The sequence below is a fragment of the Campylobacter sp. MIT 12-8780 genome (assembly GCF_006864535.1).
Classification (GTDB): Bacteria; Campylobacterota; Campylobacteria; order Campylobacterales; family Campylobacteraceae; genus Campylobacter_D.
Genome location: NZ_QHLL01000001.1, coordinates 195,604 through 211,082, shown reverse-complemented (window position 1 = coordinate 211,082; position 15,479 = coordinate 195,604). Strand labels below are relative to the sequence as shown.

Annotated in this window: 13 protein-coding genes; 1 reads left to right on the top strand and 12 read right to left on the bottom strand. The window is 34.8% G+C overall.

Going from position 1 to position 15,479, the window contains the following annotated elements; genetic code table 11:
* Positions 1 to 28: 28 nt before the first annotated feature.
* From DMB95_RS01000 to DMB95_RS09515, 4 genes are read right to left on the bottom strand one after another with little or no spacing between them, the layout of a single operon-like run.
* Positions 29 to 355 (bottom strand): YnfA family protein, encoded by a 327-nt coding sequence (locus tag DMB95_RS01000; RefSeq protein ID WP_142930537.1) that lies wholly within the window; start codon positions 353 to 355, stop codon positions 29 to 31.
* Between the two features lie 3 nt (positions 356 to 358).
* Positions 359 to 796 (bottom strand): YqaA family protein, encoded by a 438-nt coding sequence (locus DMB95_RS00995; protein ID WP_142930536.1) that lies wholly within the window; start codon positions 794 to 796, stop codon positions 359 to 361.
* A 51-nt stretch (positions 797 to 847) separates the two neighbouring features.
* A complete protein-coding gene (locus tag DMB95_RS00990) occupies positions 848 to 1,987 on the bottom strand; it encodes a MalY/PatB family protein (protein ID WP_142930535.1) in 1,140 nt (379 codons plus the stop codon).
* A complete protein-coding gene (locus DMB95_RS09515) occupies positions 1,977 to 2,123 on the bottom strand; it encodes a hypothetical protein (RefSeq protein ID WP_162056656.1) in 147 nt (48 codons plus the stop codon). Before DMB95_RS09515 ends, DMB95_RS00990 begins: the two co-directional genes overlap by 11 nt.
* Before the next feature lie 126 nt (positions 2,124 to 2,249).
* Here DMB95_RS09515 and DMB95_RS00985 point away from each other — a divergent pair, with 126 nt between their 5' ends.
* Positions 2,250 to 3,707 (top strand): ankyrin repeat domain-containing protein, encoded by a 1,458-nt coding sequence (locus DMB95_RS00985; RefSeq protein WP_142930534.1) that lies wholly within the window; start codon positions 2,250 to 2,252, stop codon positions 3,705 to 3,707.
* Positions 3,708 to 3,793: 86 nt separating this feature from the next.
* Here the strand turns inward: DMB95_RS00985 and DMB95_RS00980 are convergent, their stop codons facing one another.
* From DMB95_RS00980 to DMB95_RS00950, 8 genes are all read right to left on the bottom strand, one after another.
* Positions 3,794 to 4,723, bottom strand: a complete 930-nt coding sequence (locus DMB95_RS00980) for a hypothetical protein (RefSeq protein ID WP_142930533.1) — start codon at positions 4,721 to 4,723, stop codon at positions 3,794 to 3,796.
* Positions 4,720 to 7,554, bottom strand: coding sequence for an excinuclease ABC subunit UvrA (uvrA, locus tag DMB95_RS00975; protein WP_142930532.1), 2,835 nt, complete (start codon positions 7,552 to 7,554; stop codon positions 4,720 to 4,722). Before uvrA ends, DMB95_RS00980 begins: the two co-directional genes overlap by 4 nt.
* 57 nt (positions 7,555 to 7,611) lie before the next feature.
* Positions 7,612 to 8,403, bottom strand: a complete 792-nt coding sequence (locus DMB95_RS00970) for a sulfite exporter TauE/SafE family protein (RefSeq protein ID WP_142930531.1) — start codon at positions 8,401 to 8,403, stop codon at positions 7,612 to 7,614.
* Positions 8,404 to 8,547: 144 nt separating this feature from the next.
* Complete coding sequence (locus DMB95_RS00965) at positions 8,548 to 10,257, bottom strand: hypothetical protein (protein WP_142930530.1); 1,710 nt, start codon at positions 10,255 to 10,257, stop codon at positions 8,548 to 8,550.
* Positions 10,220 to 10,348 carry a hypothetical protein gene (locus DMB95_RS09690; protein WP_260604802.1) on the bottom strand — a complete coding sequence of 43 codons (129 nt, stop codon included), beginning with the start codon at positions 10,346 to 10,348 and terminating at the stop codon, positions 10,220 to 10,222. The genes DMB95_RS00965 and DMB95_RS09690 overlap by 38 nt, the downstream gene beginning before the upstream one ends.
* A 73-nt stretch (positions 10,349 to 10,421) precedes the next feature.
* On the bottom strand, positions 10,422 to 13,442 hold the full coding sequence (locus tag DMB95_RS00960; RefSeq protein WP_142930529.1) for an efflux RND transporter permease subunit: 3,021 nt from the start codon (positions 13,440 to 13,442) through the stop codon (positions 10,422 to 10,424).
* Positions 13,443 to 13,445: 3 nt separating this feature from the next.
* Positions 13,446 to 14,183: an efflux RND transporter periplasmic adaptor subunit gene (locus tag DMB95_RS00955; RefSeq protein WP_137632729.1), complete on the bottom strand. Its 738-nt coding sequence runs from the start codon at positions 14,181 to 14,183 to the stop codon at positions 13,446 to 13,448.
* Positions 14,180 to 15,451: a TolC family protein gene (locus DMB95_RS00950; protein ID WP_142930528.1), complete on the bottom strand. Its 1,272-nt coding sequence runs from the start codon at positions 15,449 to 15,451 to the stop codon at positions 14,180 to 14,182. The genes DMB95_RS00955 and DMB95_RS00950 overlap by 4 nt, the downstream gene beginning before the upstream one ends.
* Positions 15,452 to 15,479: the final 28 nt, after the last annotated feature.

Sequence of the window (15,479 nt, the reverse complement as noted above, 5' to 3'; positions counted from 1 at the left end):
TTATATTACATTATAACACAAATAATTCTTATCTTGGTGCAAAAGCAATAAGTGCTACTCCAAGCAAGGTTAAAGCTGAACCCAAAATATCATAAAAATCAGGCTTGAAATCATCAAATATCATAGCCCACAGCAAAGAAAAAACGATGAAAAAGCCTCCATAGCTTGCAAAAACGCGTCCAAAACTCTGAGGCTGAAAGCTTGCTATGACTCCATAAAGTCCAAGAGCCACAAGTCCTAAAAGCCCTAAATAAAAGCTTTTTCCTTCCTTAAGCCAAAGCCACACCAAATACGCACCACCCACTTCAAACAAACACGCTAAAAAGAAAAAGCTTATACTTTGAAAAATATTCAAATTTTACCCCTTAAGATATAAAGCAAAAACAATCAAAATCCCATACCTAAAAGCCTTACCAAGTGCGATAAAAAGTATAGTTTTAGCTATATTATAGCGAGCAAGCCCAAGAGCGAGGGCAAAAAGATCGCCTACTAAAGGTAAAAAGGTAAAAAAGGCAAAAGCCCAACCAAAACGTTTGAAATTTAAATTCATTGTTTTAAGCTTTAAAAGGCTCTTATGGAAGTATTTTTCAAGTATAAAGCTTTTACCTAAAAAGCCTAGCAAATAGGTGCTTAAAGCCCCAAGTGTGTTGCCAAATGTGGCGATGAAAAATACCCAAAAAGGTGAAAAACCCTGAAATAAAAAGCCCGCCACAAAGGCTTCAGAAGCCAAAGGATAAAGGCTTGCTGAGATAAAACTGATCGCAAAAAGTCCAAGATAAGAAAAGCTTTCAAGCATGATTATAGCTTTCTTTCAATTCGCTTAGGGCTAGGCTCAAACAAAGCAAAATCAACGTTTGATAAAGGCTTTTACGCCAGCTTCAAAGAGTTTTAAGCCTTTTTTAAGCGTAGCTTCAGGGCAGGCTATATTTATCCTTAAAAACAGCTTACCATTGCCCCCAAAATCTTTTCCATTAGAAACTTGCAGCTTGAAATTTGATTTTAAAAACTCATAGAGCTTGCTTGTATCTTTGCAAAATGCCGAGCAATCTACCCAAATCAGATACAAAGCCTCCCCACGCACGATTTTGCAAGGTGTTTTTGCTTCGATAAATTCAGTTGCAAGGCTTTTGTTTTGCTTGATATAGGCATTCATTTGTTCTAGCCAAGCTTGCCCTTTGCTAAGAGCGGCATTATTTGCGGCGATGAAAAAAGGATTTGGCATACTTAAACCAGATTTTATAAGCTCTTTTTGAAGCTTTAAACGCACGCTTTTATCATCAATCACACTATAAGAGCCAGCTAGGGCTGCAAGATTAAAAGCCTTTGTGCTTGAAAGCATGATGATGGCTTTTTCATCGATTTTTGCCATACTTGTATAAGCAAAGCCTTTTTCGACTATATCACAATGAATTTCATCGCTGATAAGTATGGTGTTGTGAGCCTTGCAAAGCTTGCTGATAAGTCTTAGTTCTTCTTCGCTAAAAATTTTACCTATAGGATTGTGCGGGTTGCAAAGTATCATGATTTTTGGCTTATCTTTGATAAGTTTTTGCTCTAAGTCTTTAAAATCAATGTTGTAAATTCCATTTTTATAAAGCATTTTATTTTCTAAAACTACTCTTTCATTTTGCTTAATCACATGAAAAAAAGCATGATAAACAGGGCTTTGAAGTAAGATTTTATCGCCTTTTTCGCTTAGAATTCTTAGCAAAGCACCTAAAGTCGGCACTATGCCGTTGCTAAAGACAAGACTTTCGCGCTTGAGCTTTGCTTTGTGCTTTTTATCCCACCATGTTATGATATGCTTAAAAAAATTTTCATCCAAGCAAGTATAGCCAAATATACCATGATCCAGCCTTTTTTGCATAGCTTCTTGTATGCAATCAGCAACTTTAAAATCCATATCTGCCACCCACATAGGCAAATTATCATTGCTATACTTAAGCGAATCAGTGTTTTTTCTGTTAATGATGGTATCAAAATTCATTTTTTCCAACCTTAGCAAGCCAAAAATTCTTACGACTTAAAGGCTCTTTGGTGTTCCAAGCAAAAAAGCCTTTAAATAGGGCGAGGTAATTAAATTTATCTATGTTTGAAGACGAAATTATGAGTTTTGCATTCATTACTATGCCCCTTTTTGTTTATTTGAGAGTAAAATTGCTTTAAAAAGGATAAATTATAGCAAATTTAAAAGCTAATTTTTAAAAAAATTGATAATTTTAGGCTAAAATTTCTTACAAAGGAATGCCATGATGACTTATTTATATCTTATAAATTCAGTTTTAATGATCGCTTTGATTTTAGTGGCTATCATAGAGCTTTTAAGATCAAAAGCTGGTAGTATAGCTTTATATAAAAAGCTTTGTTTAGCATTTGTGTTATTTGTGTTTGTAGATGTGTGCTTAAGCTTATATCAAGGTAGGTTTTTAAGCTTAATTTTAGATATTATTTGTTTAGCTTTTGTGATTTGGCTTTTAAGGGCTTTAAACTCGCCTTTTTATAGGGCTTTGAGTTATTTACAGCAAAAAGATTATCTTGCTTTTTATCTTTATTTGCTTGATTTTGATAAATGGTATGAAGCAAAGGATTTTAGGGGATTTGCTTTGCTTCATTATGCGCTGATGTATAAATTAGAAGCAAATGTGCTTAAAGCTATCTTAGGACAAGAGCTTGAATTTAACGCTTATGATGAGGATTCTTTTGCTGATATTTTGAGAAAAACTCAAAAAGAGCAGGTTTTAAAGCCTTGTTTGAGCGCTGAGCTTTTACAGCAGGCTTTAAATGTGAAGTGTGGAAAGAAAGCTAAATTTAAGGCTTTTAGTGGGACAAGGGTTTTGAGCTTAAGACTTGATGGAGTAGGGCTTTTGAGCTTTAGTGCTTTGTGTGGGGATTTGTTTATGCTTGATTTTTTACGCAAACAAGGTTTAAAAGATGAAAGCGTGCAGATGAAAGGCTTTCATTTCCCTTTATATGCGGGGCATTTTGCTCTTTTAAATGCCAAATTTTTAGCTTTTGAGTGGCTAAGCGAACATTTTGATAAGATTGATTTTCAAATTTTAAGTGATGATGAACGTTTTGATAGACTTTCTTTGGCTGTTTTAAACGATGATATAGCAAGACTTGAAAAATATCAAGATCAAAGTATAAAAGATATACATAAACACCCAATTTTCCTTGCTGTGAGTTTTGCTAAGCTCAAAAGTCTTGAGTTTTTGCTTCAAACAAAACCTTATTTAAAAGAGCTTAGAGATGATGAGGATTTAAGTTTGCTTGATAGGGCGATGAAATTTCAAAGCCTTGCAAGCTTTAAATTTCTTATTGAAAAGGTTGGCTTTAGTTTTGCTGGCAAGCTTTTTTTGGCTGTAAGCGAAGGAGGCGAGGCAATACTTGAATATATGCTTAAAAATGGCTATAAAATAAGGGCTGAGGAAGTGTGTTTGTGTTATTATCTATGGTTTGATAGCACTGATGACTTGATATTTAAAAGGCTTTGTAAAATCGGCACTGATTTTATCGATCAAGAAGGCGATACGCCTTTAATTGTCGCTGTTAAGGCAAATTTAACGCAAAAGGCAAGCAAGCTCATTAAGGCTGGGGCAAATATAGACATTAAAGACGCGCAGGGCAAAACTGCTCTTGATTATGCTAAAGCAAATAATAATACCGAGCTTATAACCTTGCTTGATCGAAGTTTTGAGGAGGTTTAAAAGCGTGTTTATCATGCAAACTTTGTGCTTTGGCTTAATCTTGAAAGAAAAAAGGCTGAGCTTGAGTTTATCTTGCTTAAATGCAATTATTTTTTAAAGAGTTTAAGCGGATTAAAAAGTTGTTTGAAAAGCTTATTTTTAAGATCGTTTTCTTGAGTTTGTGGGTGCGTGGTTTTTAAAGACTGGGTTTTATCCTCGTTTGAATTTAAGCTTTGAGTGTTTTTGAAACTTTTTTTGTATTTATTTTGGGTATATGTTTGTTTTCTTTGAGTGAAATTTTGGGTGTTTGCTTCTTGTTCTTTTTTTGAATTTTCTTCTTGAGCTTCATTTAAGCTTTTATCTTCTTGTGAAATTGTGCTATCATGACTTAGTAGCTTTATATTTGGTATAAGCTCAAGCACTTGTTCATCATTGTTTGAAAGACTTTGAAGCTCTTTTGAAGAATGCGGCTTTTCAAGTAAAAGCTTGTTTTTTTTAAGTGTAAAAAATTCCTCATTTTTTTCTTGCTTAAGATACTTATAAATCAAGGTTCCATGAATTTTAAAATGCTTTTGTAAAAGGCGGTGAAACTCGCCTAAATTTACACTTTCTTCTCTTAAATCCTTAATAAGCCTTTCATTTTTTTCAAAAAGCTCTATATGATAGGCTGATTCTTGTATTTTTTTGATCTTATCATTGCTTGGTGAGAGTATTTTTACATGTTTTTTGTAAAGTTCTTTTGTAAAATCAAGCCTTGAAAAAATCTTATCATTGCTGACTATAAAACATTTTTTAAACTTCTTTTTAGCCAGCAAAAAGCCAAGCAAACTTAAAATAATCTTATCTGCATAATCCTTACTACACTCATTAAAATCGTAAATTTTAAGCTTTTTATCTTGTAAAAAACGCAAGGTGAAAAGAGAAAATTTCAAGGTTGAATTGCCGATGATATAAAAATGATCTTTTTTCTTAAAGCGTCTTTGTGTGATAAAACTATCAAAATTTACATTTTCAGCATCGATTAAAAAAGCTCTCATTTAGCCACCTTTTGCTTTTTGTTTTTAAGCTCAGCAGCAAGAAATTTTCCTGTATAAGAGCCGCTTTTAATATGTTCTTTAGCCACCTTTTCTACACTGCCACAAGCGATGATTTTTCCGCCCTTTACCCCACCTTCTGGTCCCATATCTATGAGATAATCAGCATTTTTAATCACATCTAAATTATGCTCTATAACAAAAACTGAGTTTTTAAGATCAACTAAGTGTTGTAAAACTAAGATGAGTTTATTTACATCTTCAAAATGAAGTCCTGTTGTTGGCTCATCTAAGATATAAAGTGTTTTTCCTGTATCGCTTCGGCTAAGTTCTTTTGCAAGCTTTATACGTTGGGCTTCTCCTCCACTTAAAGTCGTGGCATTTTGCCCTAAGGTAAGATAGTCAAGTCCCACTTTCACAAGGGTATCAAGCTTTTGTTTGATACGAGGTACAGAGCTAAAAAACTCATTGGCTTCTATTATACTCATGGCTAAAATATCAGCTATGCTTTTGCCTTTGTATTTGATCTCTAAGGTTGCTTCATTGTATCTTTTGCCCTTACACACATCACAAACGACCATAACATCTGGTAAAAAATGCATTTCTATTTTGATCTCTCCATCTCCACTGCATTTTTCGCAACGTCCACCTTTGACATTAAAGCTAAAACGTCCAGCCTTATAGCCTCTCATCTTTGCTTCTTTGGTGCTGGCAAAAAGATTTCTTATCTCGTCCATCGCTCCTGTATAAGTGGCTGGATTTGATCTTGGAGTGCGTCCTATTGGGCTTTGATCAAGATAAATCACCTTATCAAGCTTATCAAGCCCTTCAATTTGCACTCCGCTTAAGGTTTTTACCTTTCTTGCGCGGTTAAGCTCTTCTTGAGCAAAAGGAAGCAGGGTTTGCAAGATAAGTGAGCTTTTGCCAGAACCTGAAACACCTGTGATGGCGACTAAATTTTGCAGAGGAAATTTAGCATTTAAATTCTTGATATTATTGATATTTACATTTTTAAGCTCAAGCCAGTCTTTTTGAGGGCGGTTTTTAACATGTTCTATGCTTTTTTTACCATTCATATATAAAGCTGTTTCACTCTTGCTTTTTAAAAGCTCTTTATAAGTGCCAGCAAAAACAACCTCTCCACCAAATTTACCAGCCTTAGGACCAATATCAACGATAAAATCAGCCTCCTCAATAGTCATCTTATCATGTTCAACCACGATTAAGGTATTGCCCTTAGCTTGTAAATTTCTTAGCGTTTTAATGAGTTTTTGCGTATCTCTTTCATGAAGCCCTATGCTAGGCTCATCTAAAACATACATCACCCCACTCAGTCCAGAGCCAATTTGAGAGGCTATGCGTATGCGTTGGGCTTCTCCTCCGCTAATGGTTCTTGCATCGCGTCCCAAAGAAAGATAGCCAAGCCCCACATCAAAAAGAAAGAAAAGTCTTTCATTGATCTCTTTTAAAATAGGACTTGCGATGAGTTTTGCTTGTGCGTTTAAAGCCTTAAAATGCTTTTCATTTGAAAAAAAGCTTACACAAGCTTCCACGCTCATATCTAAAATTTCGCCCAAGCCCTTATTTGCCACTCTTACAGCCAAGCTTTCAGGTTTAAGCCTATGTCCGCCACAATCTTTACAAATTTTTTCACTCATAAAGTCTTCTAAATCTCTTTCATCTTTGAGTATATCATAAGCGATTTTCACAACTCCTTCAAAAGTGCGTTTTAAGCGGTGTTTTTTCCATAAAAAGTTAATTTCCTTAGCATTACCATAAAGCACCAAACGTTTTTCATCTTCACCAAGCTCACCAAAAGGCTTTTTGGTGCTGATCTCATTTTGCTCACAAAAGGCAAGCAAAAACTTATAATAATAGCTTTTATTAAAGCCATACATGGTTTTAATCGCCCCATTTTCAATGCTCAAATTCTCATCAATAAGCTTTTTCATATCAAGACTATAGCGAATTCCAAGCCCATCACAAGCCTCACATGCTCCTTTTGGGGAGTTAAAAGAAAAGCTTAAAGGCTCAAGCTCATTAAAAGAAATTTTACAATCAAAACAAGCATTATGCTCGCTATAATGATAATGCTTGCTAATGCCTAACTCTTCAGCATTTAAAACCTCAACTTCAAGCTCGCCATAACTTTCTTGCAAGCCTTTTTCTATATCAGAACTTAAACGAGCAAGTAAATCATCTTGAATTTCTAAGCGATCAATGACAAGTTTGATGCTATGTTTTTTTGTCTTTGAAAGCTCTATTTCTTCATCAAGTCTAACTAAAACTCCATCTATTAAAGCCCTTACATAGCCTTTTGCAACAAGACTTTCAAGCAAATCATTAAAACTGCCTTTTTTTTCACGCACAAGTGGGGCGTAGATGATGATTTTAGCTCCATTTGGAAGCTTTAAAATTTCATTTGTAATATCTTGTGCACTCATACTAGAGATGATTTTGCCACATTTGTGGCAGTGTTGGGTGCCAATTCTAGCATATAATAAACGCAAATAATCATAAATTTCTGTGATGGTGCCAACCGTGGAGCGAGGATTTTTAGAAGTGGTTTTTTGATCTATGGCTATGGCTGGGGTTAAGCCCTCTATCTTATCAACATCTGGCTTAGCAACCTTATCTAAAAACTGCCTTGCATAGGCACTTAGGCTTTCTATATAACGTCTTTGTCCTTCTGCATAAAGAGTAGCAAAGGCAAGCGTTGATTTACCTGAGCCTGAAAGTCCGGTAAAAACGACAAGCTGATTTTTTGGAAGTTCAAGATTGATATTTTTAAGATTATTTTCCCTTGCACCGATGATTTTTATGCTATCGTTCATTTTGATATCCTTAATTTTTCAAAGCTTTTATTGTAGCATAAAATCCTTGCTTTAAAGCTAAAAAGAGATCATACCAAGCTTGCGCAGTAAAGAAATTCCAGTTAGGCTTATAGAAAGGGTGTAAATGGCTAAAAGTGCTTTTTTATGTGCGTCAAGTTTCATATTTTGGACTATTTTAATGCCTAAATAAACGCCTAGCATAGAGCCTAAGCCTATGACGATACCATTTTTTACCACGCTTTTATTAATAACGCCTTGAGTAACAAAGCTTATCGTGCCTGAAACACTTGCAAAAATCACAAAAAAAAGTGATAAAGAAACTACTCTTTTGCTATCATAACCCAAAAAATACCCTAAAATAGGAGCGATTAAAAGCCCACCGCCTATGCCTAAAGATATGGCAAAAACGCCTGTAAAAATCCCAGCACACACAAGTATGAAATTCTTTAAAAGCTTCCCTTTTTGTTCTGAATTGATAGGATTTTGCACGCTAAAGGCGTATTTAAGAAAAAAGACTATGCTAACACACAAAAACACAGCTGTTAGGGTAATATCTGTGAAAAAATTCACCACAACCCCGCTAAAACTTGCCCCAATAATACCGCCAAGTCCGACAAAAAGCCCGTCTTTGAGATTTAAATTCTTTTTTTTGTAGTTGATATATGAGCCAAAAACTGAAGCAAAGATCATTTGCACCACAGACATAGCAATGGCATGATGAGAGCTAAGCCCCAAAATCAAAGCAAAAGGCACGATAATCATACCTCCACCTATACCAAAAAGCCCAGAAGCTATGCCTGAGATAATACCGATAAAAACATACGCTAGATCAAAACCAAAAAAATCCATATAAACTCCAATGTATTCAAAGCCTAAATTCTAACGCAGTCAAAGTAAAAAGCTACTTAAGCGTGTAAAAAACTTGTGAATTTGCTAAGTTTAAACCTTATTTTCAATCATAAAATTTAATTTTTTTCACTAAATATCAAACACCTAACCCTTCCCCTTAAATTCTCTTTTCAATCTTTTACTCTCAAAATAAAACTTCACATATCCGCCTTTATACCAAGTTTTATCAGCCTGCATTAAAGCAAGTCCAAGCTTATAAGTCAGGCATTGTTTTTCTTGTAAGGCTTCTTTATAGTCCGCATAGTTTTCCAAAGGAGGAAGTTTTAAATTTGGATTTTTAGCAATGGCATTTTGATATTTTTTCAGTTCAAAATGGTGCTGGGCTTTGATATAGCTTAAGATAAAAGGCATTCTAAGATACCCAAGTAAAGACTTTGAGTTGATAATCAAAGCTTGTCCTAGTTTATAGGCTAAATGTTTATGCACTCTTGCTTTGGCTGAGTTTAGCTCATCTTGTGTGATGATGAGTTTTGGCTCAAGTTCGCTAAGTTTTAAACCAAGTTCTTTTTCAAGCTTTTTTATCTGTAGTTTTTTGATATTTGTATCAAATTTGAGATTTTCAAGTTCTTGAATTTGTTTTTGATGAGGGAGAGAATGAATCTGAGTAGCAAGTTGTTCTTTTTCTTGATTTAAATGCTGTAGTTTAGAATTTAAAAAATCATTCATTTGAGCTTGAAGTGGAGCGAGTTTTATTGGATCCATTCGGGTGCAATACTCATCGATGATTTCTTTGTATAATTCAATAGGCGGTATGAGATGATCGAAATTGTATTCTTTGGGGATTTGTATATCCTCTTCAGCCAAAGCATTAAAATCAATTTGTTCTTGGTGGAAATTTTCCATAGAGTTAGCCAAGAAAAAATGCACTAAACCGCAATACTTGATATTTAAGTTAGGTTTAAAATTTCTTAGCAACCATACACTAGGTTCAGTTGATTTTTCATTATCTACATTAAAATACAAGTAACTTTGCTCATCAATCTTAAATTGACTTTCCAAAGAATGAAAAAAGCAATACTGTCCTTTTATGTTCTTAACTATTTTGTTTGACTTGTTTTCTATGATATAGCTTGAGAAAGTGTTTTCATTTTCTAAACCTTCAAATGCATTCCATATAGACATACCCAATATATGATACTTTTGAAAATTTTGATTAAAATGAAGCTTTGTTTTTTCATCTACTTTGTATATGGATTGTTCAATGAAAGAATTTTTAATATATTTCATTGGCAATTTTTCTGGACAATCAAAAATTTCTTTTGGTGTTGCAATGACAAAATTTGGTAATTCCCAATTTTGTGAGAGGACATTTTGCTTTAAAAAGGCTAAATTTTTTATGATATTTTGTCCCAATACCTTCATTATGGTGCCAAGTTGATGATAGGGATCACTTGTTGCGAAAAAGCTATTTAAATCTTTATTGAGATAATACTTTTGCATATCAATAAGATTAAAATTATACTGCTTCACTTTCAATCTTATAAGTTGAGTAATTATTTTTAATTTCTTTTCATCAGCATTATTGAAAACTTTAAGTGGCAATATCAAAAAAAGAACCTTAACTTGAAGATTGGCAAGACTCTTGCATAAAAATTCAAAATTTCTAGCAATGATATCTAAAGAAAAACCCCAATGAAACATATCATAGTCATTAATATTTGTTTCTATGATAATATATTCTGTGTTTTTTATAATATTTGCATACTGTTTAATAGCAAAGAGCTTTTGTAAAGAATCATTAGCTCCTAAGGCAAGATTATAAAACTCTAAGCCCCCCCCCCCAGCCACTAGCATTTAAGATATCAATGCCTTCTTTTAACCCCTTTTGCAAACCATTCACCATTACAGAATTACTTCCACCAAGTAAGATGACATTCTTTTTCATTTTTTTATCCTTAAAATTTAAAAATCAAAAGCGATTATATCAAAAAAAAAAAAAATGAAATTTCAAATTTAGCTTAAACCTTTTTTCTCTCATAAATCCTTCTTAAACGCACATCAAGCTTATATGCAAAGGAAAATAAAGCTGGCACCACAAGCAAGGTGAGTATAGTTGAGCTAATAAGTCCAAAGATCACAGCTATAGCCATAGGCGAGTTTCCCTCATAGCCTGAGCCTCTGCTTAAGGCAAGTGGAAGCATAGCAAAAATCATCGCTAGCGTTGTCATTAAAATCGCTCTAAGCCTTTGTTTTCCAGCTTCTATTAATGCTTCATCAGCTTTTAAGCCCTCATGGCACTTTTGATTTGCCACATCAACAAGCAAGATAGCATTTTTACCCACCATACCAAAAAGCAAGATGATAGCTACAAGCACGAAAAGCGAGAAAGAATTTCCCGTGATAAATAGCCCAAAGCACGCCCCAGCAAAGGCTAAAGGCATGGTAAGCATGATGATAAAAGGTAAGATTAAGCTTTCATACAAAGCTGCTAAAACAAGATAGATCAGCACCAAAGCTAAAGCGACAACGATAACAAAGCCATGAATGGTTTCGCCAAGCATTCTGATAAAACCAGAAAAGGTATAGCTTAAATTTGAGTTTTGTCCTAGAATTTCATCAGCATGCGATACAAGCAAGTTTTGCACAGCACCTAAAGACAAATCCCCATTGCTTGCTGTGATCTTGACACTGCGGTTTTTGTTATAGCGATTTATCACGCCCAAATCCTCTTTATACACAAAATCAGCCACGCTTGCAAGGCTTAAAACAAGCCCATCGTTGTTTTTAATCTCTATTTTATCAAGAGCCTTTATATCTTGCTTAAATTTCTCATCAAAAGAAAGCACCACTTCATCTTTAAAGTCCCCAACGCTCATACTTCCTACGCTAAGCTGCCCAAAAGAGTAAGCAAGTACACCAGCAGCATACTCAGGATTGACATTAAGCTTTTTAGCAAGCTCTTTGTTGATGCTTACTGCGACTTCGCCCTTTTTAGAATTTGCATTATCATCTATATCGCTGATATCTTTGTTGCTTGCTAGCACAGCCTTTGCGCGCTCACTTGCTTTTAAAAGCTCGTTTATATCATCTCCTAGCAAGACAAATTGCACTGGCTCATCAACCCCAGCCCCTTCAAATTTGGGCAAGGATAAGACTTTGATCTTTAAGTTTTCATTGTGTAGTTTTTGGCGGTATTCATTGATAATGGCTGGCTGTCTTTTATCCCTATCATTAAGTGGCTTGAGCTTGACATAAATTTTAGCTTTTTTACTCTCTTTGGCGTCATTATATCCTAAAAGTAGATATGCATATTCCACCCTTTCATCGCTTTTTATTGTTCTTAGTATTTCTTGGGTGATATTTTGCATAGCGTTTAAGCTCACATTTTGCTTGTGTTCAAGTTGAATTTGAAACTCTGCGTCATCTTCTTCTGGCAAAAAGTCAAGCCCAAGCCTGCTTGCTAAGAAAAAGCATACAGCAATGATAGCAAAGCTTAAAAGTATGAATTTACCTTTGTTTTTAAGGATTTTAGCAAGTAAGTTTTGATAACTTTGCTCTATATTTTCAAAGAATTGTTCGCTTTTTTGATAAAACTTGCTTTGAGCTGGGTTAAAAAAGCGAGCACAAAGGCTAGGGATTAAAAATACCGCTACTAAAAAGCTTACTACAACCCCACACGCAACACTTATACCAAGAGCATTAAAAAATAAGCCCGGCACAGAGTCCATAAAAGAAATGGGGATAAAAACGCACAAAAGCACCACGCTAATGCTAAGCACGCTAAAACCTATCTCACTAATGCCCTCAAAAGCAGCTTGCAATGGGCTTAAAGTAGTGATTTTTTTTGAGATATGTTCAATCACCACTATAGCATCATCAACAAAAATGCCAATGCTAAGCGTTAAAGCGATGAAGGTTAGGCGGTTTAGATCAAAGCCGAGCATATCGATAAGAAAAAAAGTCGCGATGATAGAACAAGGTATAGCAATGCTTGCGATGATAGTTGCACTTAAATTTCGCAAAAACAAAAACACGATAGTCATCGTTAAAATAACACCTAAAATAAGATCAAAGATCACTTGCATAAGGTGCTTGCTGATATTTTCGCTTTTATCATACACCACTTTAACGCTTAAATCTGCCCCAGCAAGCTTTTCAAACTCGCCTAGCTTAGCTTTGACATTTTTAATCGCTTCAAGAGCGTTATAGCCACTGATCTTGTTTATCTCAAGTAAAACTCCATTTTGCCCTTCAAAAAAAGCATCTTGCTTAGCGTCCTCATAGCCTTGTTCTATCTTTGCAATATCGCTTAAAAAAACTCCGGGCATAAGTCTGATTTGCCCTAATTCTTCAAGGTTTGTTGCTTCAAAATAGCCCTTGATGATAAAATTTTCTTTGTCATTTTCTAGCTCGCCTAAGGCTTGTTTGAAATTTTGGCTTTGAATGATTTGTGCCACATCTTGGGCGTTGAGGTGGTATTTGCTGAGTTTTTCTGGATCAAGTTTTATGCGAATTTGAGGCTTTAAAAAGCCTATGGTTTCGATCTTGCCAACCCCTAAAATGCGTTGTAAAAAAGGCTTTAGTTTTTCATCAACGCTTCTCATTAAATGAAGGCTATCTTTGCTTTTTGAGCTGATAAAAAGACTGATGATACTTCCTGCATCTGATGAAATTTTTTCTATCTTTGGCTTTACGCTAAGACTTAAAGCGCCTATCTTATCACGCACATCATTTGCTGCGATTTCAAGATCTTTACTAAGCTCAAATTCAACCACACTAATGCTGAAATTATCATAACTTGCCGAGCTTATATTTTTAATGCCATCAATCTCGCTGATAGCATTTTCAATCTCTTTAGTGATCTTGCTTTCTATAAAACTTAAATCCCCACTCGTAGCTGCTGTGATCTTAATCAAAGGGATATTTACTCTTGGATATAAATTTATAGGCATAGAAAAGGCTGAAATGAGTCCAAAGATGATTAAAGCAACAAAAAACATCAAGGTTGTGATAGGGCGGTTAATGGCTAGCTTATACATGTCTTATTCAGCGATAATAACGCCTTCTCCAAAAAGTCCGGGCGTAAGATGAGAACTTTTTACTTCTGCAAAAATCTTTCTTGTTTTTGGCTCTATACTAGGATATACAAGGCTGATTTTTGCACTTTGTTCTTTATCTTGCCCTTTAAGCTTAAAACGATAATTTTGTCCCACTTTAACCTTGTCCTTATACTTCTCATCAAAACTAAGTACAAGTTTTACTTCTGGATACGAATAAATCTCAAGCACAGCTTGAGAAATCGGCGCAACCCCTTGTCCAAGCTCGACAAATTTAGCCGCTATTATGCCATCAAATGGAGCCTTTAAGCTTTTTTTATCAAGCAGGTTTTCAAAATGCTTAACATTGATTTTTGCACTTTCAAGCTCTAAGCCTGCGCGTTTAAAGTTTGCTTCTATATCCTCAAAGCTTTGTGTATCGATCATGCTTTGCACTTCTTTAAATTTATCCATCTTGCTTTGTGCGTTTTTAAAGGCTATTTCAGCAAGTGCAAGTTTATTTTGTGCGTTTTGTAAGCCTATAAGCTCGCTTGAGTTTTCAAGTATGATTAAAACATCGCCCTTTTTTACTACACTTGAAGGCTCTATTTTGATCTCTTTAACTATGCCACCGCTTTCAAAGGCAAGTTTGCTTTGATGAAGAGCATACACATCAAAGCTTGCATAAATTTCCTCAGCCTTTAAGCTTAAAACAGCAAAAAACAAACACAAAACTTTTTTCACGAAGCTATCCTTTCTTTTATGCTTATACCAGCATTAAAATAATACCTTGCCTTAGCGATTTCAAATTCATTTTTCACAAGTTCTAAATTCGCCCTTGTTTGAAAAAGATTTTCTAAGCTTTGAAGATATTCAGTATAAGATTTTAAACCAGCTTTATATTTTTTATCCACGCTTTCAAAGGCAAGCTTGCTTGCATTTAAGCTTAGCTCAAGAGCATTAATTTGTTCTTTTAAAACTTTGAGTTCATCGATAAGATAGTTGAGTTCAAGCTTGTTTTTTCTTTGTGTATAAGCAGCATTTAAGCTCATCATTTGCACTTCAAGTCGTGCAGCCTCAACCTTAGCCTTTGTTGCGCCAAAATCAAAAATTTTCCATTCAAAACCAAGTATGAATTGATTATTTGTTGAATGTTTTTGCAAGTATTTGTTAGCAAAGTCTTGCAAAGGCAAGATAGGCGAATTTGGTATGTCAATATCAAAGTTATTTTTATAAAAACCAAGATTGTTCTGTAGGAAAAAACGCGGAAAATATTCAGCCCTTACGCTTTGAAGTTGGTGTTTTGCAAGTATGCTTTGTTCTTGCGCGATGATGATTTCAAGCGAATTTGAGCTTTGATAACCCGGTTCTTTAAGGCTTGCATTGCCTTGCGGGATAAAGTTTTGTCCGCAAAGCTCTTGGATATTTTTTGAAATTTCAAGCAATTGAAGTTTATTTTTAGCCAGCTCAAGTTTGACAAGAGCAGCTTTTGCTCTTACGCTTTCAAGCTCTTCTTTTGAGCTTAAGCCGGTTTTATAAAAGGCTTCAAGGCGTTTGAGATTTTCATTTAAAAAGAGTTCTTTTTGCTCGCTTGCTTTGATTAACGCTTGCACACTTTGATAGTTTAAAAACAAGGTGCTTGCTTGAAAAAAGAGATAGTTTTTGCTGTATTCTTGATTAAGCTTGGCAAGTTTGTGTAAGCTTTCAAGGCTTTTGAGCTTTGCCTCCCTTCCTCCTGCATCATAAAGCAAGACGCTTAAAGAAAGTTTTGCATACAAGCTTTCTTTAGGATCGATGATGAAACGATCTTTGTTGTTTGCAACATACGCTCCTTGCACGCTTAGGCTTGGTAGATACGCTCTAAATGCAGCCCGCTTTTCTTCATAAGCTTTTTGACTTTGTAATTCTTTAGTTAAATATGTTTCATTTTTCAAGCTCAATTCGATAAGCTCGTTTAAATTTGAAGCGCTTAAAAATAAAGGCAAAATGCTAACAAAGAGCCATTTTTTCACTTAAACTTTTCCTTAATGGGCTAAATTT